The 20,043-nt window shown below is 71.8% G+C and carries 18 protein-coding genes and 1 tRNA gene; 11 read left to right on the top strand and 8 right to left on the bottom strand.

The window, feature by feature from the left end; all coding sequences use genetic code 11:
* Window positions 1-31 precede the first annotated feature (31 nt).
* The 4 genes from JKJ07_RS47135 to sp36 form a co-directional block, all read right to left on the bottom strand.
* Complete coding sequence (locus JKJ07_RS47135) at window positions 32-3,682, bottom strand: adenylate/guanylate cyclase domain-containing protein (RefSeq protein WP_203078392.1); 3,651 nt, start codon at window positions 3,680-3,682, stop codon at window positions 32-34.
* Window positions 3,679-4,491, bottom strand: coding sequence for an MBL fold metallo-hydrolase (locus JKJ07_RS47140; RefSeq protein ID WP_203078395.1), 813 nt, complete (start codon window positions 4,489-4,491; stop codon window positions 3,679-3,681). The genes JKJ07_RS47135 and JKJ07_RS47140 overlap by 4 nt, the downstream gene beginning before the upstream one ends.
* Window positions 4,492-4,634: 143 nt before the next feature.
* Window positions 4,635-5,120, bottom strand: a complete 486-nt coding sequence (locus tag JKJ07_RS47145; RefSeq protein WP_203078397.1) for a RidA family protein — start codon at window positions 5,118-5,120, stop codon at window positions 4,635-4,637.
* On the bottom strand, window positions 5,117-5,272 hold the full coding sequence (gene sp36, locus JKJ07_RS47150; RefSeq protein WP_093619400.1) for a Sp36 family protein: 156 nt from the start codon (window positions 5,270-5,272) through the stop codon (window positions 5,117-5,119). Before sp36 ends, JKJ07_RS47145 begins: the two co-directional genes overlap by 4 nt.
* 119 nt (window positions 5,273-5,391) lie before the next feature.
* Between sp36 and JKJ07_RS47155 the strand changes: the two genes are divergently transcribed.
* The 3 genes from JKJ07_RS47155 to bagB are packed head-to-tail and all read left to right on the top strand — an operon-like array spanning window position 5,392 to window position 8,511.
* Window positions 5,392-6,345 carry an Rv0361 family membrane protein gene (locus JKJ07_RS47155; RefSeq protein WP_203078399.1) on the top strand — a complete coding sequence of 318 codons (954 nt, stop codon included), beginning with the start codon at window positions 5,392-5,394 and terminating at the stop codon, window positions 6,343-6,345.
* 23 nt (window positions 6,346-6,368) lie between these two features.
* Entirely contained in the window at window positions 6,369-7,325 is a 957-nt protein-coding gene (bagA, locus tag JKJ07_RS47160) for an ATPase BagA (protein ID WP_203078406.1), read from the top strand.
* A 58-nt stretch (window positions 7,326-7,383) separates the two neighbouring features.
* Window positions 7,384-8,511: an ArsA family ATPase gene (bagB, locus tag JKJ07_RS47165; protein ID WP_203078441.1), complete on the top strand. Its 1,128-nt coding sequence runs from the start codon at window positions 7,384-7,386 to the stop codon at window positions 8,509-8,511.
* Between the two features lie 10 nt (window positions 8,512-8,521).
* Here the strand turns inward: bagB and JKJ07_RS47170 are convergent, their stop codons facing one another.
* Window positions 8,522-8,824, bottom strand: a complete 303-nt coding sequence (locus JKJ07_RS47170; RefSeq protein ID WP_127498770.1) for a WhiB family transcriptional regulator — start codon at window positions 8,822-8,824, stop codon at window positions 8,522-8,524.
* A gap of 316 nt (window positions 8,825-9,140) precedes the next feature.
* Between JKJ07_RS47170 and JKJ07_RS47175 the strand changes: the two genes are divergently transcribed.
* A complete protein-coding gene (locus JKJ07_RS47175) occupies window positions 9,141-11,549 on the top strand; it encodes a transglycosylase domain-containing protein (protein WP_203078449.1) in 2,409 nt (802 codons plus the stop codon).
* Between the two features lie 51 nt (window positions 11,550-11,600).
* Here the strand turns inward: JKJ07_RS47175 and pyrE are convergent, their stop codons facing one another.
* Window positions 11,601-12,125 carry an orotate phosphoribosyltransferase gene (pyrE, locus tag JKJ07_RS47180; protein ID WP_203078408.1) on the bottom strand — a complete coding sequence of 175 codons (525 nt, stop codon included), beginning with the start codon at window positions 12,123-12,125 and terminating at the stop codon, window positions 11,601-11,603.
* 92 nt (window positions 12,126-12,217) lie between these two features.
* Here pyrE and JKJ07_RS47185 point away from each other — a divergent pair, with 92 nt between their 5' ends.
* The 3 genes from JKJ07_RS47185 to JKJ07_RS47195 are packed head-to-tail and all read left to right on the top strand — an operon-like array spanning window position 12,218 to window position 15,949.
* On the top strand, window positions 12,218-13,378 hold the full coding sequence (locus JKJ07_RS47185) for an FIST signal transduction protein (protein WP_203078410.1): 1,161 nt from the start codon (window positions 12,218-12,220) through the stop codon (window positions 13,376-13,378).
* A gap of 3 nt (window positions 13,379-13,381) precedes the next feature.
* Complete coding sequence (locus JKJ07_RS47190; protein WP_203078412.1) at window positions 13,382-15,589, top strand: putative bifunctional diguanylate cyclase/phosphodiesterase; 2,208 nt, start codon at window positions 13,382-13,384, stop codon at window positions 15,587-15,589.
* A 60-nt stretch (window positions 15,590-15,649) separates the two neighbouring features.
* Window positions 15,650-15,949, top strand: coding sequence for a hypothetical protein (locus tag JKJ07_RS47195; RefSeq protein WP_203078414.1), 300 nt, complete (start codon window positions 15,650-15,652; stop codon window positions 15,947-15,949).
* A 22-nt stretch (window positions 15,950-15,971) separates the two neighbouring features.
* On the opposite strand, the gene JKJ07_RS47200 is transcribed toward JKJ07_RS47195, so the two are convergent.
* Complete coding sequence (locus JKJ07_RS47200; RefSeq protein WP_203078416.1) at window positions 15,972-16,844, bottom strand: DUF4190 domain-containing protein; 873 nt, start codon at window positions 16,842-16,844, stop codon at window positions 15,972-15,974.
* Between the two features lie 72 nt (window positions 16,845-16,916).
* Window positions 16,917-17,369 carry a GatB/YqeY domain-containing protein gene (locus tag JKJ07_RS47205; RefSeq protein ID WP_203078418.1) on the bottom strand — a complete coding sequence of 151 codons (453 nt, stop codon included), beginning with the start codon at window positions 17,367-17,369 and terminating at the stop codon, window positions 16,917-16,919.
* A gap of 26 nt (window positions 17,370-17,395) precedes the next feature.
* Between JKJ07_RS47205 and JKJ07_RS47210 the strand changes: the two genes are divergently transcribed.
* The 4 genes from JKJ07_RS47210 to JKJ07_RS47225 all read left to right on the top strand — a co-directional run bounded on the left by JKJ07_RS47210 (window position 17,396) and on the right by JKJ07_RS47225 (window position 19,793).
* Window positions 17,396-18,304, top strand: coding sequence for a metallophosphoesterase (locus JKJ07_RS47210; protein ID WP_203078420.1), 909 nt, complete (start codon window positions 17,396-17,398; stop codon window positions 18,302-18,304).
* Window positions 18,305-18,376: 72 nt separating this feature from the next.
* A tRNA-Pro gene (locus tag JKJ07_RS47215) sits at window positions 18,377-18,453 on the top strand.
* Window positions 18,454-18,523: 70 nt separating this feature from the next.
* Window positions 18,524-18,955, top strand: coding sequence for a hypothetical protein (locus tag JKJ07_RS47220; protein ID WP_203078421.1), 432 nt, complete (start codon window positions 18,524-18,526; stop codon window positions 18,953-18,955).
* A gap of 88 nt (window positions 18,956-19,043) precedes the next feature.
* Window positions 19,044-19,793 carry a sulfite exporter TauE/SafE family protein gene (locus JKJ07_RS47225; RefSeq protein ID WP_203078423.1) on the top strand — a complete coding sequence of 250 codons (750 nt, stop codon included), beginning with the start codon at window positions 19,044-19,046 and terminating at the stop codon, window positions 19,791-19,793.
* Window positions 19,794-20,043 lie beyond the last annotated feature (250 nt).

Below are 20,043 nucleotides of genomic sequence, written 5' to 3' on the forward strand. Positions count from 1 at the left end.
GGATTTGAAAATACGCCAGGTTCGCCGGAGATCATCCGGGCCGGTCGGACGCGTACGCGACACTCGCCGCCGGAGCCGCCTCGACACCCGTGGTCGCGAGCGCCGCCCGCAGCTCCTCGGCCGCCACCCGCTCGCTCGTCTGCTCGGTCGAATAAGCCAGCAGAACCGCCTCCTCGGCCGCCTCCCGGGCCTGCTCGCACCGGTCGGCCGCGGCCAGCACCCGGGCGTGCACCATGGCCGCCTGCACCGAGCTGCGCACGTCCTCGGCCTTCACCTCGAGGGCCCGGCCGATCCAGGTCAGCGCGGCGCCGTCCTGACCGTCGGCCAGCAGCGCGGCGGCATAGGACGCCAGGGCGTGCCGCCGCGAGAACAACAGCGACGGCGCCCCGGTGTCGGTGGCGATCGGGGCCAGCAGCCCCATCGCGGTCTTGGCGTCGCCGACCCGCAGCCGGGCCTCGGCCAGCAGCACCCGCGGGCCGACCTGGGCCGGGGCCATCGGGTTGTGCGGCTCGACGGCGGTCATCACCCGGCGGGCGTCGGCCTCGGCCGCGGTCAGGTCGCCCCGGTTGAGCGCGACGAACCCGCGCAGGGTGCCGGCCATGCCCAGCAACAGCGGATGACCCGTACGGTCGGCGTAGCCCAGCGCGTCGGACAGCAGATCGTGCGCGTGGTCGAACTCGCCCAGCCCGCGGGCTGTCGCGCCCCGCACGACCAGCGCGAGACCCCGGCCCCAGTCGTCGCCGACCGCGTTGAAGTCGCGATAGGCCCGCCGCGCCTCGCCGTCCGCCTCGGCCAGCTCGCCCAGCTCGGCGGCCGCGTACGCCTCGACGGCCCGCAGCGTGCCCACGGCCCAGGCCTCGCCGACCCGGTCGCCGAACGGCAGGAACACCCGGGCCAGGCGCCGGGACTCCTGCAGCCGGCCGGCCAGCAGCCGGGCGAACGCCGTCGTGCCGCGCAGCCACGAGCGGCCGACCGGGTCGCCCAGCTCGGCGAAGAGCCGGGCCGCCCGGCCGAGCACCGCGTCGGTGCCCGCGAAGTCGCCCCGGGTGGTGGTCACCCAGGCCAGGTTTTGCAGCGCCCAGGCCTGGCCGTGCCGGTCGCCGGCGGCCAGCGTCACCTGATAGGCCGCGGCGAACCGGCTGCTGGCCTGGCTGAGCCGGCCGGCCAGGAAGTCGGCCATGCCGAGCCGGCGCATCGCGTTGGCCCGCTCCGGCAGCAGCTCGGCCTCGGTGGCCACCTCGAGCGCCTCCTGCCAGGCGGCGACCGCACGGCCGCTGTCGCCCATCGCCTCGTGCGCCCGGCCGACCACCAGCAGGGCCTCGGCCCGGTTGACCGGCTCGTCGGCGGCGCTCTTGGCGATCTTCTCGCCGTGCGCCAGCGCCTCCTCGGCGCGGCCCAGGCGCAGCAGCGCGCGGGCGTGCACGAGCTGATCGGGCAGCGGCAGGCCCTCGCCGGCCAGGGCCGCGGCCCGCTCGGCGTATTCGATCGAGGCGGCCGGCTCGATGTTGGCCAGCGCGCGGCGGGCCAGCCGGCCGAGCGCGGAGACGCCGAGCGGGGCGACGTCGCGGACGGCCGCCTCGGGCCGCAGGCGTACGGCGTCGGCCAGCTCGACCGCGCATTCGGCGTGCGCGGCCACGAAGGCGTCGCGCTCGTTGTCGGTCAGGTTGAGCCGGGCCGTCGTGTCGTAGCCGGTGCTGCCCAGATGTTCGGGCGCGGCCCAGTTGGCCAGGTACGCGTGGCGGTCGGCCAGGTCGGCCTTGCCGATGCCGGAATACGCCGCCTCGCGCATGAGCGGGGTGGTGAACGCGTAACCGCCGCGCGAGCGGTGCAGCATGCGGCGCTGCAGCAGCTCGTCGATCGAGCGCTCGAGCTCGACCGCGGCCACCGCCCCCGGCCGCGCGTCGCTCGAGGCCCGCCGCTCGCGCAGCGCCTCGATGACACCGGTCGGCACCGCGTCGCCCACCACCGCGGCGTCGCGCAGCACCGAGCGGGGCTCGGCCGGCAGCGCGTCGATGCGGGCCGCGAGCACGGCGGCCAGGTCGCGGGAGAGCAGCTGGCGGCCGAGCGAGCCGTCGGCGAGCTGCCACTTGCCGGCCGCGTTGGCCCCCACGGCCGGGGTCAGCGCGCCCCGCTCCATCAGCAGCGTGACCATCTCGGCCAGGTAGAACGGGTTGCCCTGGGCGGTGGCGAGCAGCCGGTCGGTGTCCGGCTGCGGCAGCTTGCCGCCGTTCAGATAGGACGTGAGCAGCCGGGAGGCGTCCGCGCCGCGCAGCGGGGGCAGGGTGTGCACCTCGGCGTCGGCCAGGCGGGTCAGCGCCCCCGCCGTCCGCACCAGCTCGGGCCGGCCCAGCAGCAGCACCACGACCGGGCCGTCGAGCAGCGAGAGCGTACGGCCCAGGGCGTCCACGGTCGACGCGGTGGCGTCGTGCAGGTCGTCGACGATCACCACCAGCGGCGCCTCGGCGGCCAGGGCGGTGAGCAGCTCGGCCACGGCTGACGACAGCGCCTCGGCGTCGGCCCGCTTGCTGCTGGGCTGCCAGTCGGCGCCGGTGGCCGGGCCGACCGGGTTGGCCGGGGCCTCACCATAGCCGAGCAGGGCCAGCAGCCGGTCGATGTCGATCGGGGCCGGCTCGCCGTCGTGTCCCAGCCGGTTCGCCAGCTTGCGCAGCCGCTCCTCGACCACCGTGCGGCCGACGGTGGCCACCACGTCCTTGGGCAGACCCACCGATTTCCGTACGAGGTCGGCCAGCGGGGCGAACCGGCGGCGCTCGCCGAACGCGCGGCAGCGCACCCGCAGCACCCGGGCCCCGGTGTGCGCCGCGTAGCGCCCGTTGCCCACGTCGTAACCGGCGGCGAGCCGCTTGACCTCGCCCGCGAACCGGGACTTGCCGATGCCCGCCTCGGCCGTCATCACCATCACGCGCGCGGTGCCGGAGTCGATCGCCTCGGCCAGCCGCCCGGCCACCCGGCCGAGCTCGGTCTCGCGGCCCACGAACGGCGCCTCGTCGCCCAGGCCGGAGCGGGTGCCCGGCGCGTCGTGCAGGCCGAGCAGCTCGAACGCGGGCACCGGCTCGCGCTTGCCCTTGAGCCGCAGCGGGCGCAGCTGCCGCCAGGAGGCGACGTGCCGGGTGCCGCCGCTCGTGCGGGAGCCGGCGTAGACCGCGCCGACCGCGGCCGCGTCGGCCAGCCGGGCCGCGGTGTTCACGGTGTCGCCGATGACGGTGTATTCGATGCCCGCCTGCAGGCCGGCCACGACCTCGCCGGTGTTCAGGCCGACGCGCAGGCCCAGCGGGGCGCCGCCGCCACGCTCGTCGTCGAGCACCCGGCGCACCGCGCGCTGCATGCTGAGCGCGGCCCGGACCGCCCGCTCGGCATCGTCCTCATGGGCCACCGGGGCGCCGAAGACCGCCATGATGCCGTCGCCGGTCAGCTTGTCGACGTGACCGCCGAAGGTCTTGACCGCGCCCGCGAGGGCGGCCAGCACCCGGTCGGTGACCGCGCCGACCCGCTCGGGGTCGAGGTCCTCCGACCAGGAGGTGAAATCGGACAGGTCGCCGAACAGCACGGTGACGATGCGCCGCTCGGCCGCCGGCAGGGTGGCCGCCGCCGGCAGCGCCGCACCGCAGTTGTGGCAGAAGCGGGCGCCCGGAACGGCGACGGTTCCACACACAGGACAGGTCACAGCGGATCCAACCTGCCCGCGGGTGTTCCTGATTCCCCGATTTTGTGATTCAGATAATCCAGTTGCGCGGCGGCCGACCAGATCGCCGCGAACCGGACGCCCGGGTCGATGTCGGGGTAGACGATGTCGACGACCTGCTCGGCGGTGCGGGCGCCGGCCGCCATTGCCGCCTCCACCTGCGCCAACCGCTCGCGCCGGTGATCGAGATATGCCCGCGCGACGGCGGCCACGTCCGCGCGCACGGGCCCGTGGCCGGGCAGCATCGCCATTTCCCCGTACGCGGTGAGGCGCTCGAGACTGCCCAGATAGGCCCCCAGGTCGCCATCCGGATGGGCGACCACTGTCGTGCCACGTCCGAGGATCGTGTCGCCGGTGAACATCAGGCGGGCGTTCCCGTGCTCGACCAGAAAACACACCGAGTCGGCCGTGTGCCCAGGGGTGTCCAGCACCGAGATCTCGAGCTGAGCCGTGCCCAGGTGCTCCTCGGGGTCGAGGGGCTCGCCGGCGACGCAGTGGGCCGGGTCGGCGGCCAGCACGACCGTGCCGCCGAGCAGCTCGGAGAGGCGGGCGGCGCCCTCGACGTGGTCGTGGTGACCGTGCGTGATGAGAATGAACGCGTACGGCCCCTGGCCGGCGATCCGGGAGAGGTGGCTCTCGTCGAGCGGGCCGGGGTCGATCACCACGCCGTGGGTCTCGCCGGGCGCGCGCAGCACCCAGGTGTTCGTGCCGTCCAGGGTCATCGGACCGGGGTTGGGCGCGCGCAGCAGCGTCACCCAGCCCGGCAGCCCTTCCGGCGCAGCACCCCCCATGCGCGAAATCTTACGTCGCGCATGGGGTGTTCCGAGAGGACCGGATGTGCGATCTCAGTGCCCGCTCAGGTAACTCTTAGCAACCACCGGGCCGTCCTCAGCCCCGCCGCCACCCTTGACCCGACTGAAGGCTGAGCTGATTTTTACTGCACCTCGGCGATGATCTCCACCTCGACCGGGGAGTTGAGCGGCAGCTCAGCCACGCCGACGGCGCTGCGCGCGTGCCGCCCCTGCTCGCCGAAGACCTCGCCGAAGAGGTTCGACGCTCCGTTGATGACGGCGGGCTGACCGGTGAAGCCGGGGGCCGACGCGACGAAGCCGGTCAACTTTACGATCTTGACAACGCGGCCCAGGCCGACCAGCGACTCGATCGCGGCCAGGCCGTTGAGCGCGCACAGGCGGGCCAGCTCGGCGGCCTGCTCCTCGGTGACCTCGGCGCCAACCTTGCCGGCCTGGGGCAGCTTGCCCTCGACGAGCGGGAGCTGGCCCGAGACGTACACGTAGTTGCCGGTCTGCACGGCCGGCACGTAGGCGGCCAGCGGCGGCACCACCTTGGGCAGGGTCAGGCCCAGCTCGGCCAGCCGCGCGTACGCGTCGACGCCGCCCTCACCGCTGATCGGCGTGGTCACGACTTCGGCCGCTTGAGGTAGGCCACGAGCTGCTCCGGGTTCGGCCCGGGAACAACCTGCACCAGTTCCCAGCCGTCCTCGCCCCAGTTGTCGAGGATCTGCTTGGTCGCGTGGACCAGCAGGGGCACGGTCACGTACTCCCACTTCTGCATCGCTCGTCTACTCCCTAATCGTCGGTACCGGGTCAGCTTAGGGCCCGCGGACCGGCCCGTTTGGCTAGGCTGAGCGAGCCGCAGGGCCGATCGGTAACCGAGTGATCACGGAGGGCTGTATGACGGACCCGCACGGTGGGTTGCCGGGTCATCCCGAGCCCACGCCGATGCCCTCCCCGGAGCCCGAGCCGCCGCAGCCCATCCCGCCCCAGGAGCCCGTTCCGGCGCCCGGGCCGCCGCAGGAGTGGCCCCCGGCCGGCCCGGCCGCCGCGGCCCCGCCGCCCCGGCCGCCTGTGATCGACTTCATCGACGCCCCGCCCGACCCGCACGAGCAGCAGTGGCCGCCGCCCGGCACGTTCGCCGACGAGGCCGGTGGGCACGACAGCACCCAGGTCATCCCGCCGGTGCACGAGCCCGCGCACGCCGCCGAGGGCCAGCCCGGCGGCTGGCAGCCCCCACCCGCGACCGAGCCGTGGCACGCCCGGCACGAGGCGCCCGGCGAGTGGCAGACCACGCCGCCCGAGCATCTGGCCTATCACCACTCGGTGCCCTCCGAGACCCCGCCGCCGCCCGAGCCGATCTGGGCCGGCCCCGCGCAGCCCTATCAGGTGCCGGCCGAGCCCGGGCAGCCGAAGCGCCGCGGCGCCCTTTGGGTCTCGCTCGCGCTCGTCGGCACGCTGTTTCTCTGCGGCGGCGGCGCCGTGTCGGCCTACTTCCTGCTCCGTGACGCCGACAACCCGGGTTCGCCCGACCCGTCCACGGCAGTCAGCAAGTTTCTGACCGCCGTCTACACCAATCAGGACGCCACCGCCGCCGACGACCTGGTCTGCCGCGAGGCCCGCGACGAGACGAAGATCGCCGACCGGGTGTCGGACATCAAGGCGTACGCGGAGGGCTACACCGACCCGGTCTTCCGCTGGAACGATCCCGAGATCACCGAGAACGACGACGACCGGGCCAGGGTCGCGGTCGAGCTCACGATGTCGACCGCGGACGAGAAGACGGCGTCGCAGGAGCTCGAGTTCACCGTGATCCGCAAGACTGGCTGGCTGGTCTGCGATGTGACCGGCTGACCGTGCGCCGTACGGTTGAGGGCATGGGTGGTGAGCACGTCAACAGATGGCCGGCGCGGCTGCATGTGGTGACCGGCAAGGGCGGCACCGGCAAGACCAGCGTCGCCGCGGCCCTGGCGCTGGGGCTGGCCGCGGGTGGCCGGCGCACTCTGCTGGTCGAGGTCGAGGGCCGGCAGGGCATCGCCCAGCTCTTCGAGACCGAGCCGCTGCCCTACAAGGAGCTGCGGATCGCGAAGGTGGCCGGCGGCGGCGAGGTGCGCGCGCTCGCGGTCGACCCCGAGGAGGCCCTCCTCGAATATCTCGACATGTTCTATCACCTGGGCGCGGCCGGGCGGGCGCTGCGCAAGGTCGGCGCCATCGACTTCGCCACCACGATCGCCCCGGGCCTGCGCGACGTGCTGCTCACCGGCAAGGTCAAGGAGGCCACGACCCGGTCGGCGGACGGCCGCCGGGCGTACGACGCGGTGGTGCTCGACGCCCCGCCGACCGGCCGGATCGGCCGGTTCCTCAACGTGACGGCCGAGACGGCGAAGCTGGCCAAGATGGGCCCGATCAAGACCCAGAGCGAGGGGGTCGCGTCGCTGCTGCGCTCGCCGATCACCTCGGTGCACGTGGTCACGCTGCTCGAGGAGATGCCCGTACAGGAAACTCTGGACGCCATCGCCGAGCTGGAGACGCTGCGGATCCCGGTCGGCCGGATCGTGCTCAACGCGACCCGGCCGGCGCTGGCCACGGCCGGCAAGGTGACGAAGGCCGAGCTCAAGCGGGGCCTGGCCGAGGCCGGGCTGCCGGCCGACGCGGCCACCGTCAACGGGCTGGCCACCGAGGTCAAGGCGCATCTGACCCGGCAGGAGCTGGAGGAGACGCTGCGCACCGAGCTCGCCGAGGCGGGCCGGCCGCTGGTCGAGCTGCCGCTGCTGCCCCGCGGCGTCGATCAGGCCGGGCTCGACGAGCTGGCCGCCGCCCTGATGCGTGCGTGACCCGCCACAGTCCCGGTGTTCCCGATCCCCAACGGATTACGCTGGAGTAGTGGCTGATGTGACCGCTGAACGACTCGACGTCGACGGTCTGCTGGCCGACCCCGCGACCCGCATCGTCGTGTGCTGCGGCGCCGGCGGGGTGGGCAAGACCACGACCGCGGCCGCGGTCGGGCTGCGGGCGGCCGAGGTGCACGGGCGGCGCACCGTGGTGCTCACCATCGACCCGGCGCGCCGGCTGGCCCAGTCCATGGGCCTGAGCGAACTCGACAACACCCCGCGCCAGGTCAAGGGCATCGACGGCGACAACGGCGGCGAGCTGCACGCCATGATGCTCGACATGAAGCGCACCTTCGACGAGGTGGTGCAGCAGCACACCACGCCGCAGCGCGCCGCGGAGATCTTCGCGAACCCGTTCTACCAGGCCATGAGCTCGACCTTCGCCGGCACGCAGGAATACATGGCGATGGAGAAGCTGGGCCAGCTGCGGGCCACCGACGAGTGGGACCTGATCGTGGTCGACACCCCGCCGTCGCGCTCCGCCCTCGACTTCCTCGACGCGCCGGCCCGGCTGTCCCGGTTCCTCGACGGCCGGATGCTGCGGATGCTGCTGGCCCCGGCGCGCTCCGGCGGCCGCAGCATGTTCAGCCTGGTCACCGCGTCGTTCGGCCTCTTCTCCCGTACGGTGCAGAAGGTTCTGGGGGCCCAGCTGCTCACCGATTTGTCGGGCTTCGTGGCCGCGCTCGACTCGATGTTCGGCGGCTTCCGGCAGCGGGCCGACCAGACGTATCGGATCCTGCAGGACCCGCAGACCGCGTTCCTGCTGGTGGCGGCGCCGGAGCGGGACGCCGTGCGCGAGGCGGCGTATTTCGCGGAGCGCCTGGTGGCCGAGCGGATGCCGCTGGCCGGGCTGGTGCTCAACCGGATGCACCGCACCGACGTGCCCGCGCTGCCGGCCGACGAGAGCGAGGCCGCGGCCGACGCGCTGACCGCCTCCGGCGACTCGCCGCTGACCGCCGACGCGCTGCGCATCCACGCCGCGCTCGTCCGGCAGACCGAGCGGGAGCAGCGGGTGGCGGCCACGTTCACCGACGCGTTCCCGGCGGTGCCGGCGGTCTCGGTCACGGCGCAGCCCGCCGACGTGCATGACGTCGACGGGCTGCGGACGATCGGCTCGCTCCTGGCGTGAGCCGGCCGGGTCAGCGGGTGGGGACGAGCACCTTGTCGGCGCCCTTCTCCCGCATGGCCGCCTCGAACATCTTTCGCCAGCTCGCCACGTGCGGGTGACGGCGGAGCAGTGCGCGCCGTTCCCGTTCCGTCATGCCTCCCCAGACGCCGAACTCGATCCGGTTGTCCAGGGCATCGGCGAGGCACTCGTAGCGGACCGGGCAGCTGCGGCAGATCCTCTTCGCCACGTTCTGCTCGGCGCCCTGCACGAAGAGCGCGTCAGGGTCGCCACTCTGACACGCCGCCATGCTGGGCCAATCGCTGATCATCCCCATGTGTAAACGTCCCCCCTTGCGTTACCCCCCTGACGCCCGCAGCTCATGTCCCCCAAGCCGTGCAGACGTCGTGCGACAAGCTCGCCGGACCATCATGCTCTGTAGTCGGGCGATTACGCAACGTTGTACCTGAAATATGTACAGCCTGGTTGTTCCGGGCAAAGGCCGCCAAGCGCACGGGAGCAAGCGGGGTGCGCGTCGAGAAAATGGCCCCAAGATCTGCGCCGAGCGGGCACAATAATTCAGGGCGAAGCGTGACCTTCTCGACGGGCGGTCACGTGCTCTTGTCGCGTACCCTGCTCAGGTGACTTCCTGGATGCGCCGTCGCGATCACAACATCTTCGCGAACGCGACCTCGTTGCTGATCTGCGGTTTACTCGCCGGCGTCGTCGTCGCGGCCGCGGCCTTCCCGGCCGCCGCGATGTCGGGCCTGGCCGCCAAGGCCGGTGGCGAGACCTTCGCGCAGCTGCCCAGTGAGCTCAAGGATTTCAGCTCCCCGCAGATCACGCGGATCTACGCGTCGGACAACAAGACGCAGATCTCGCAGTTCTACGACGAGTTCCGCAGCGACGTCCCGCTCAAGGACATCGCCAAGCCGATGCGCGACGCCATGGTCGCCGCCGAGGACCGGGAGTTCTTCAACCACAACGGCGTCGACCTCAAGGGCGTCGCGCGCGCGTTCGTGAACAACAGCGGCAAGTCCGACTCCAAGCAGGGCGCCTCGACCATCACCATGCAGTACGTGCGGATGTCGCTCGCCTACTCGGCGACGAACCCGCAAGAGGTGGTCGACGCGACCAAGGACTCCCCGAAGCGCAAGATCACCGAAATGAAGTACGCGCTGCAGGTGGAGAAGGAGCTCACCAAGGACCAGATCCTCGAGCGCTACCTGAACATCGTCCCGTTCGGCAACCAGACGTACGGGGTGTTCGCCGCCAGCCAGGTCTACTTCAACAAGAAGCCCAAGGACCTCACGCCGGGCCAGGCCGCGATGCTGGCCGGCATGGTCAAGGCGCCGACCAGCTTCAACCCGGTCATCAAAGAGGGCTACGACCAGATCAAGCAGCGCCGGGACAACTACATCCTCCCGGCCATGGTCGAGATGGGCTCGCTGACCCAGGCCCAGGCCGACAAGGCGAAGAAGGAAGCGATCCCGCGTCAGGTCCGGCCGGTCGGCAACGGCTGTGTCTCGGTGGCCAACAACAACTGGGGCTTCTTCTGCGACTACTTCTACCGCTGGTGGATGAGCCAGGAGGCGTTCGGCGCGACGCCGTACGATCGGGAGCGCCGCCTCAAGAGCGGTGGCTACCGCATCACCACGACGATGAACATCGAGGCCCAGTCGGACGCGCGTAAGCGGATCGCCGACCACATCGCCGAGATGGACAAGAACGCGCTGCTGCTGGCCGCGACCGAGCCCGGCACCGGCAAGGTGCGCCTGCTCGCCGCGAACCGGAAGTACAAGCTGCCCGACCCGGCCCACCCCAACCCGCTCTCGTCGGACAAGAAGAAGGCCAAGGCGGGCGTCCGCGCGACGTATCCGAACACCACCAACCCGCTGCTCAGCGGTGGCGGCGACATCAGCGGCTACCAGGCCGGCTCGGTGTTCAAGATCTTCACGATCATCGCGGCGCTCGAGAAGGGCTACCCGCTGGCCTACCCGATCAAGGCCGAGAAGCGGTACAAGTCGGGTTACATCATCGACCGCGGCAACGACTCCGCCTGCCCCGGCACGCATTTCTGGTGCCCGAGCAACTCCGGCGGCGGCGGTGAGGGCCTCTACAACATGCATTCGGCCTTCGCGAAGTCGATCAACACGTACTTCGTGCCGCTCGAGGAGCAGGTCGGCGCGGAGAACGTGGTGGCCGTGGCCAAGCGGTTCGGCGTGCAGTTCCGGGTCGGCCAGGACGCCAAGTTCGCCAACGACCCGGTGTCGGCCAACCAGTGGGGCGCGTTCACGCTCGGTGTGTCCGCGTCGACGCCGCTCGACATGGCCAACGCGTACGCGACGCTGGCCGGCGACGGCATGTATTGCGAGCCCACCCCGGTCGAGCAGATCACCACGCAGGACGGGGACAAGCTCGACGTCGGCAAGCCGCGCTGCATCCGGGCGACGAGCAAGGACGTGGCCCGGGCGGCCCTCGACGCCGCCCGCTGCCCGGTCGGCGACTCGGCCCAGATGGGCGCCTGTAACGGCGCCACGGCGCGGCAGACCAAGTCGACCGTCAAGCACCCCGTGTTCGGCAAGACCGGCACGACCGACGCCGACAAGACGGCCGCGCTGATCGCGGGCACCACGTCGCTGGTCATCGCGGGTTACCTGGTCAACCCGGACTGGCCCGACCACCGCGACCGCATGTCGCACGACATCGTCAACCCGGCGGTCTATCAGACGCTCGGCGACTTCATGAAGGGCAAGCCGAAGGAGCAGTTCAAGGAGCCCGAAAATCGCAAGATCGCGTACGGGGACCAGCGGTCGATCCCGAGCGTGACCTGCGACTCGATCGACGACGCGCGCAGCCGCATCGAGGGCGCCGGCTTCGAGGTCTCGATCGGCAGCGAGGTCGAGTCGGACTGCCCGGTCGGCACCGCCGCCGGCACCTCGCCCGACGGCCGCACCATCAAGGGCGGCTACGTGACCATCAACCCGAGCAAGGGCAAGGCCGCGCCGCCGCCCGGCCCGGGCGGGCAGCCCTCCGGGCCGCCGAAGCCGCCGGGCCGCTGACAGAACGGGCGGGACATCCAGCTGGATGTCCCGCCCGCTGCTTTTCCAGGGTCAGGCGGCCGCTTCGAGGTCGGCCCGGGAGAGCAGGGCGCGGAGCGTGATGCCCTCGGCCGACAGCGCCTGCGCGCCGCCCTCCTGCCGGTCGATCACACAGAGCGCGTGGTCGACGTGCGCGCCGAGCTTGCGCAGCTCGCCGGTCGAGATGACAACCTGGCCGCCCGAGGTCACCACGTCCTCGACCACCAGCACCCGCCGGCCGGCGACCTCGGCCCCCTCGGCCAGCCGGGCCGTGCCGTACTTCTTGGCCTCCTTGCGGACGAAGGCGGTGGGCAGCTTGGCGTGCCGGGCCAGCGCGGTCACCACCGCGATGCCGCCCATCTCGAGACCGGCCAGCACCTCGGTGCCCTCGGGGATCAGCACGGCCATCTGCTCGGCCAGCCGGTCGAGCAGCTCCGGGTCGGCCTCGAACTGATACTTGTCGAAGTATTCGTTCGCGATGCGGCCCGAGCGGAGGGTGAACTCGCCGGTCAGCCGGCTCACGGCGCGGACCTGCCGCGCAAGGTCAGAGTCAGTCACAAGGACCAAGCCTGTCAGGCCCCGGCCGGACACCCGACGGCACCCCACACGCAACCACTCAGCAACCGACAAACCGTGCCGATCAGAGGATCATGCAGACCAACCCGCACCGGTGGTTCGGCGTGGGCCAGAGCGTCGCGCCCCGATCGCGCAAGGCGGGGGCCGAGGCGGCCGCGGAGGCGATCGGCGGGCGGGAGGCCAAGGCCGTCCTCGTCTTCGCGTCGTCCAGTCACGACCTGCCGGAGCTGCTGGCCGGGGTGCGGCTCGAGGCGGGACCGGACGCGGAGATCGTCGGCGCCACCACCATGGGCGAGCTGGGCAGCGCGGGGGTCACCGACGGCGGGGTCGCGGTGGCGGCGCTGGGCGGCGACGGCTTCACGGTGCAGGCCCGGGTCGCGCAGATCAGCCGGTCGGACCCGCGCGCGGCCGGTGCGGCGGCGGCCGAGGCGCTGCGCGGGCTGGACGACGAGAACCAGGTGCTGATCGTGCTCGCCGACGGGTTGTCGGGGCAGCCGCACGAGATCGTGCGCGGGGCCTACTCGGCGATCGGGGCCAGCGTCCCGCTGGTCGGCGGGTTCGCGGCGGACGACCGCAAGTTCGACAAGACCTTCCAGTTCTACGGCACCGAGGTGCTCAGCGGGGCCGTGGTCGGGCTCGCGCTCGGCTCGGACGGGCCGATCGGCATGGGGGTCGCGCACGGCTGGCGGCGTACGGAACCGCCGATGATCGTGACGAAGTCCAGCGGCCCGCACATCTATCAGCTCGACGGCGAGCCCGCCCTGGACGTGCTGCTGCGCCGCAACAACTTCGAGGGCTCGGCCGAGGAGTTCTTCGACCGGGGCCGCAGCCTGCAGCCGCTCGGCCTGTCCCGGCGCAGCGGCGAGGACATCCGGGTCATCCACGCCGGCGACGACGAGGCCCGTTCGGTCTGGGGCACCGCCGACGTGCCGCAGGGCGCCCTGGTCTGGCTCATGGAGGGTGACCGGCAGGCGCTGATCGACGGCGCGGCCTGGTCGTGCACCGAGGCCATGGCCCGGCTCGAGGGCATGCCCCCGCTCGGGGTGCTCGCCTTCGACTGCGGCGGGCGCCGGGCCGGGCTGATCGAGGGCGGGCTCGAGCAGGAGATGCAGGCCATGCGGACCGCCCTGAGCGACGCCCCGTTCGCCGGCTTCTACACCCACGGCGAGATCGCGCGCGTGCGCGGCGCGCTCGGCACCCACCACCTGACCCTCGTCACGCTGGCCCTGGCCTGAGCCATGCCGTCCTGGTCCTCACACCTGCTCACCGAATACTTCACCGCGGTCAACGCGGCCGCCGACGAGACCGCGGCGATCGCGAGCGCGGTGGAGCGGGCCACCGAGATGGTCGAGGCCGAGGTGGGCGCGGTCGTACGGGAGGGCCGGATCTTCGGGGCGTACGGGTTCGGACCGGTCGTGCCCGAGGCCCAGCTGCACGAGGTCGCGGCGGGGCAGCCACTGCTCGAGGTCCCGTACGTGGGGGAGTTGCACGCGGTCAGCAACCCGCTCGGCGCCGAGACCGGCGACGCGCTGATCGTGGCCCGGCTGTCCGAGCCGTTCGACCCGGCCGAACGCCAGATGCTGCAGGGCATGGGTCAGGTGCTCGGCCTGGCCCTGCGCAGCATCCGCGTGCTCGCCGCGGAACGGCACCTGCGGGCCGAGAAGGAACGGCAGGCGTCCACGGCGCAGACCCGGCAGCGGCTGGTCGAGTCGCTGCTCACGATCCAGCGGGCGATCTCGGCCCGGCGCCCGCTGCCCGAGATCCTGGACGCGGTCACCGGCGGCGCGGCCGAGCTGCTGGGCGGGGCCACGGTCACGCTGGTGCTGGCCGAGGGCGGGCCCGACCGCCGGCTGACCGTCGCCTCCAAGTGCGGCGACGGCACCACCCCGCCGGAGAGCCTGGCCCGCGCCGCGATGGCGGGCGGCGCCGTGGTCGTCCGGCCCGACGGCGCCGGCTGGATGATCGCCGCGCCCGTCCGGGTCACCGGCGAGATGGCCGGCAGCCTCGTCGCGCACCTGCCGGGCGTCGGCGGGCAGCAGACCGAGCAGCGCGACCAGCTGGCCGCGTTCGCCCAGCAGGTGAGCCTGGCGCTGACCGACGCGCGGACGGTCGAGGCGGTGCGCGAGGCGCACCACGACCCGATCACCGGGCTGCCCAACCGCGCGCTGTTCCTCAAGATCCTCAACCGGGTGCTGGCGTCCCGGGTCACCCTGGCCGACCCGACCAGCGTGCTCTTCATCGACCTGGACCGGTTCAAGGCGGTCAACGACAGCCTCGGCCACGACGCCGGCGACCAGCTGCTCGCGCTCGTCGCCCGGCGGCTGCGTGGTTGCGTACGGGCCAGCGACACCACGGCCCGGTTGGGTGGCGACGAGTTCGCCGCGCTGCTGCACGACTCCCCGCCCGAGGCGGCCGAGGTGGTGGGTGAGCGGATCGTCGCGGCCATCAAGGAGCCGTTCCGGGTGGCCGGGCGCGAGGTGTTCATCGGGGCCAGCGTGGGGATCGCGATCTCGCGCGAGGCCGAGCAGAGCTCCGAGGAGCTGCTGCACAACGCGGACGTGGCGATGTATCGGGCCAAGAAGGACGGCCCGAGCCGGGTGCTGCTCTATCAGCCGTACATGCACGCCGAGGCGCTCGACCGGCTCAGCCTGCGCGGCGACCTGCAACGGGCGCTGCGCGAGGGCGAGTTCCGGCTGCAGTATCAGCCGCTGGTCCGGCTGGCCGACGGCGACGCGGCCGGGGTCGAGGCGCTGATCCGCTGGGAGAGCCCGACCCGCGGATTCGTGTCGCCGGTCGACTTCATCCCGATCGCCGAGGAGTTCGGGCTGATCGTCGAGATAGGTCAGTGGGTGCTCGAGACCAGCGCCGTCCAGGTCGCCCGGTGGCGGCGCGACTTCCCCGACCTGGGGCTCAACGTCAACGTCTCCGGCCACCAGCTCGTCCACCCCCGGTTCGCCGACAACGTGATGCGGGCGCTGGCCATCGCCGGGCTGCCGTCGAGCGCGGTGACGCTGGAGCTGACCGAGTCGGTGCTGATGAGCGAGCCCGACCTGGGCAAGGCGGCCCTGCACCAGCTGCGCGGGCTCGGCGTACAGCTGTCGATCGACGACTTCGGCACCGGCTATTCGTCGCTGGCCTACCTGCGCGAGCTGCCGGTGGACGAGCTGAAGATCGACCGGGCGTTCATCGCGCGGGCCGAGCTGACCGCGGAGGATCTCGCCCTGGTTCGCACGATCGTCGAGCTCGCGCAGATTTTGGGGCTGCGCGTGGTGGCCGAGGGTATCGAGAACGCGGCCCAGTTGGCGGCGTTGCGCGGGCTCGGCTGTGGCTACGGGCAGGGCTATCACCTGTGCCGGCCGGTCGATCCGGAAGCCGTGCCTGAACAGTTGGCCCGAGCGCAAGTCGAGTCACCCGTTGGCGTACTTGATCACCGCTCTACCGCATGAGCCATGCTCTAGGGGTACTTTTCGGCTAAATAAGACATTTGCCCCGGAAGGAAAATAACGGTGACACCCTTCGCGTTGCTCTTCCTGCTCGCCCTAGCCGGCTCCTCGTGTTTCGCCCTCGGCCGGGCCCTCGGCCGCGGCGAGCGCTACGAGAAGGGGTACCGCGAGGGCTTCCGGGACGGCGAAACCGGCTCCCTGGCCCGCGCGGCCCGTCTGATTCAGCTGAACGACCGCCCGTCGATCGCCCCGGCCATCGAGTCGATGCTCGGGCCCTACGCGGTGCCGCAACAGCAGTTGCCGGGCCGCAACGCATCGCCGGCGGTCACCGCGGTGCCGGTGCGTCCTCAACTCGCTATCTGAAAAGGCCGTACCCCTTTTCTTGTCAATTACTGAATAGGAACATGGCCAGTGCTACTCCGGCCACCGGGCCGATGACGCCGAGGACCACCGCCAGTTTGGCCAGGCGTTCCTTGCGATAGAGGCCGACGACGCCGAGGATCACCGCGGCCGGGCCGGCGAAGATCGGGAAGGCCAGCACGGAGACGGCGGCCAGCACGAAAGCGGCGATGCTGAACGGGTTTCCGGACCTGGGCGCGGCGGCGCGCGAGGGCTGGTTGCTGATCACGTACGGCGGGGGTTCGGTGCTGTACGGGGGTGGGGCGTACTGGGCCTGCGGGGGCGGCTGCTGATACGCCGGGTAGCCGTTGACGACCGTGGCGTCCATCGCGGGCGCGGGCGGCTGGTAGGGCTGCACGGGCGGGGTGGCGGCCATGGGCTGGGCCGGCACGCTGAATGTCGCGGTGGCGTCGGTGGCCCACGTCGGCTGCTGCTGCTGGTGCTGCTGCGGTTGGCTCTGCGTTTGCTGGCTCTGCCAGTCCTGGCCGTCGCTGGTCTGCCAGGTCGCCTGCGGTGCGCCGGCCTGCCAGCCCTGGGCCTGGGCGGCTGCGGCCCAGGACGGCTCACTCATCGGGTCTGTGAAGCGGGCGTGCTCGACCGACGGCTCGGTCGACTGCCACGAGGCGTTGGGCGACGACCACGAGGGCTGTTCCGGCGCGCTGTGCTGCGGGGTGGTCCATTGGTTCGGCTGCGGGGGCGCGGCGTCCGGCGCCGGCCAGGCGGGTGGCTGCGGGGGCGGCCACGACGCGTCGGGGGCCGGCGACTGCGGCGCGGCCGGCGGGGGTGCGGCCTGATAGCCGCAGTTGCCGCACCAGCCGTTCGGCTGGACCGCGGCCGAGCCACAGTTCAAGCAGGTCATGGACGCTCTTTCCGGGGGAGGCAGGTCGACTTTTGCAATCGACCTGCAACCCGCGGACTTGAGCAGAACGGCTCAGCCCAGCTGCTTGCGCACCTCGGCCGCGACCCGTCCGCCCTCGGCCCGGCCGGCCACCGCGGCCTGCGCCGCCTTCATGGCCGGGCCCATCTGACCCTTGCCGGTGAAGCCGCCGGCCGCCAGCGCGCCCGCCACCAGCTCGGCAATCTCGTCGTCGGTCAGCTGCTGGGGCAGATAGCGCTCGATCACTTCGCCCTCGGAGCGCTCCTTGGCCGCCTGCTCGGCCCGGCCCGCGTCGGCGAACGCCGTGGCCGCCTCGCGACGCTTCTTCGACTCCTTGCTCAGCACGGCGAGCACCTCGTCGTCGGAGAGGTCGCGCGCCTCGGTCCCGGCCACTTCGGCATTGCGTACGGCGGCCAGCGCCATCCGCAGCGTCGCGGTGGTGAGCTCGTCGCGGCCCTTCATCGCGGCGTGCAGGTCATCGTTCAGGCGGTCTTTCAGCGTTCCCATGGACGGAGAAACTACCCTTGCTTTCCATGCGCAAGCGCTCCCTTTTCGCCCTCGGTTCCGCTGCGGTCGCCGCGGGCGCCGCCACGTTCGCCTACGCCTCGCTGGTCGAGCGCAACATGTTCACCCTCCGGCGGTTCGACGTGCCGGTCCTCGAGCCGGATGCCGAGCCCCTGCGCATCCTGCACATCTCGGACCTGCACATGATGCCTGACCAGCGCCGCAAGCAGAACTGGGTGGCCGCGCTGGGCGGTCTCGACCCCGACCTGGTCATCGTGACGGGCGACAACATGGCCGACCCCGAGTCGGTTCCCGGCGTGCTGCGCGCCCTCGACCCGCTGCTGCCGGTGCCCGGCGCCTTCGTCTTCGGCTCCAACGACTATCGCGGCCCGCGCCTGAAAAACCCCTTCTCGTACCTGGTGCGCCCGTCCTCGGAATACGAGGAGGACCAGCTCAAGCGGCCCAACCTGCCCACCGAGGAGCTGCGCGCGGCGCTGACCGACGCGGGCTGGGCCGACCTCAACAACGCCCGTACGGTAATCAAGGCGGGCGGCCGCTCGGTCGAGCTCGCCGGCGTCGACGACCCCCACATCAGCCGCGACGACTACCCCACGGTCGCCGGCCCGATCTCCAGCGGCGCCGACGTGCACCTGGGCGTCACCCACACCCCCGCCGCCCGAGTCCTCAACGCGATGGCCGACGACGGCTTCGACCTGCTCCTGGCCGGCCACACCCACGGCGGCCAGGTCTGCGTCCCCTTCTACGGCGCCCTGACCACCAACTGCGACCTCCCGCGGTCGATGGCCAAGGGCTTGCACCGCTGGCCCGGCTCCGACGCCTGGCTGCACGTCTCGGCCGGCCTGGGCACCCACCCCACCGCCCCCGTCCGCTTCAGCTGCCCCCCAGAGGCCTCAATCCTCACCCTGATCCCACGCTGACCTGCGGTTTTGCCGTTAGGGGGATACCGATTTCGCGTCCGCCCCGACGTCGGATAGTATTTCCAGGCAGCTCGGGGTGTGGCGCAGCTTGGTAGCGCGCTTCGTTCGGGACGAAGAGGCCGTCGGTTCAAATCCGGCCACCCCGACCAGGTCAAGGGCCGTTTCCAGTCATGGGAACGGCCCTTGGTGCATTTCCGGGCCGACTTCTACGATCCGGGCATGCCGTTCACCGACTATTTCCTGGCCCCCGACGACACGATCGCGGTCACGGCACTGACCGACGGCGGGCCAGTGTCAACTTCGCTCCCGACGGTCGAGGCCAAGAACGTCGACCCGGTCGTCAACCTCGGCAACCTGGAATCGATCCTCACAGCCCGCCCGTACGACGAAGTGCTCGCCCTGCCCCGCCAGGGCTCGACGCTCACCTCCACGGCCGAGTTCGACCAGGTCATCATCGCCGTGACCGACTCACTCCGCGACGCCCTGACCGCCGCGCCACCCACCACCCTCGACGACGCGGGCACCCACCTGGCCGCCACCGAGGAACTGGCCGGCATCGACCCGCCCGCGGTCATCGACTTCGTCCACCGTTTAGCCGGCCTGGCCCGCCAAGCCAACGGCTGGCACATGTACTGCTACTGGGCGCTGTGAGTCGGTTGGGGAGCGCCGCCGTGTGAGGTGAGCTACCTGGGCCGGGCCTGGGGATGGTGGTCGTCGAGGGCGTCAATACCGTGGCCGGGTGCGGGTGGGTGATGCGTTCGTGCTGGTGCTCGGGGGTGTCGGGGGTGGGCTGACCGGGTCCATGGCCGGGCTGGCCTCGCTGGCCAGTTATCCCGCGCTGCTGGCGGTGGGGCTGCCGCCGATCGCCGCTAACGTCACCAACACCGTGGCGTTGTTGTCGAACACCGTGGGCACCGCTGTCAGCGCGCGGCGGGAGTTGCGTGGGCATGGGCGGCGGCTGGTGCGGCTGTGTGCGGTCGCCGCGGTGGGTGGTTTGGCCGGTGCGGTTCTGTTGCTGGCCACGCCGTCGTCGGCCTTTGAGCGGATCGTGCCGGTGCTTGTCGCGCTCGGGGCGGTTCTGCTGTTGCTGCGCGATCAGCTGCGCCGCTGGGCCGGTCATCGGTCGATGCCGACGGTGGCGCTGGGCCTGGCGATCTGCCTGATCGGCGTGTACGGCGGCTATTTCGGCGCGGCTGCGGGTGTCCTCGTGCTGGCCGTTCTGTCGGTGGCCGCGACCGAGCCGTTGGCCGTGACGAACGCCATCAAGAGCATCGTTCTGGGCGCCTCCAACCTTGCGGCCGCGGTCATCTATGCCGTCGTCGCGCCGGTGAATTGGGCCGCCGCGGGTCTCATGGCCGTCGGCTGCCTGTTCGGGAGTTGGCTGGGCCCGATCCTCGTCCGCCGGATCCCGGAACGGCCCCTGCGCGTCGCGATCGCCCTGGCTGCCCTGGGCCTTGCCGTCTACCTGTGGTGGCAGGCCGGCAACTAGCGCGTGCCGCGTCGTCTCCGTTGGGCGGCCGCGTGGCCTGACCATCGGGACCCTCCAGCATTGGTGGTGAGCGCCCATTTCCGGCATCGGGCGATGTTGTGAGTGCTCACTTACCGAGACTTAGGGCCGGGGTTTGTGAGTGCTCTCTTGCTGGGTCTGGGCCGGGGTTTGTGAGTGCTCTCTTGCTGGGTCTGGGCCGGGGTTTGTGAGTGCTCTCTTGCTGGGTCTGGGCCGGGGTTTGTGAGTGCTC

It is taken from the genome of Paractinoplanes lichenicola (assembly GCF_016785085.1).
In the GTDB taxonomy this organism is placed as follows: domain Bacteria; phylum Actinomycetota; class Actinomycetes; order Mycobacteriales; family Micromonosporaceae; genus Actinoplanes; species Actinoplanes lichenicola.